Here is a 393-nt window from a genome sequence, read left to right on the forward strand (position 1 = left end):
TTTAAAAAACGAATATTATGAAAAGTATCAAGATGTTGTTAGTAGTAGTTGCAGTGATCCTTACTTCGGCCACTCAGGCCGAAACAGTTACCCATCCGGATTCAGTTTCTTTGGAGATTGAGAATATGCTGAAGGATTTTAAATCGACAGACGGTAAAACCCTGGAAGTAACATTATTCTTCTCGGTTTCTGAAGATCAAAAGATCCAGAGCCTGTCTGTAGCTTCAGAAAATAAGGAGGTTTGTAAGTTTCTGGAAGAGAAACTTGCCAATAAGACCCTGCCTGCCGACTGGATGAAGGGTAAGATCTATGAACTTACAGTAGTAAAGCCTTTATGTTAGACTTAGCCGACTTTACTAAACAAAGAATCCCGGAACTCATCACTCCGGGATT

Annotated in this window: 1 protein-coding gene; it reads left to right on the forward strand. The window is 39.9% G+C overall.

The window, feature by feature from the left end; genetic code table 11:
• Nucleotides 1-17 precede the first annotated feature (17 nt).
• Nucleotides 18-341, forward strand: a complete 324-nt coding sequence (locus HC176_RS17240; RefSeq protein ID WP_167920237.1) for a hypothetical protein — start codon at nt 18-20, stop codon at nt 339-341.
• Nucleotides 342-393 lie beyond the last annotated feature (52 nt).

Source organism: Tamlana crocina (genome assembly GCF_012037625.1).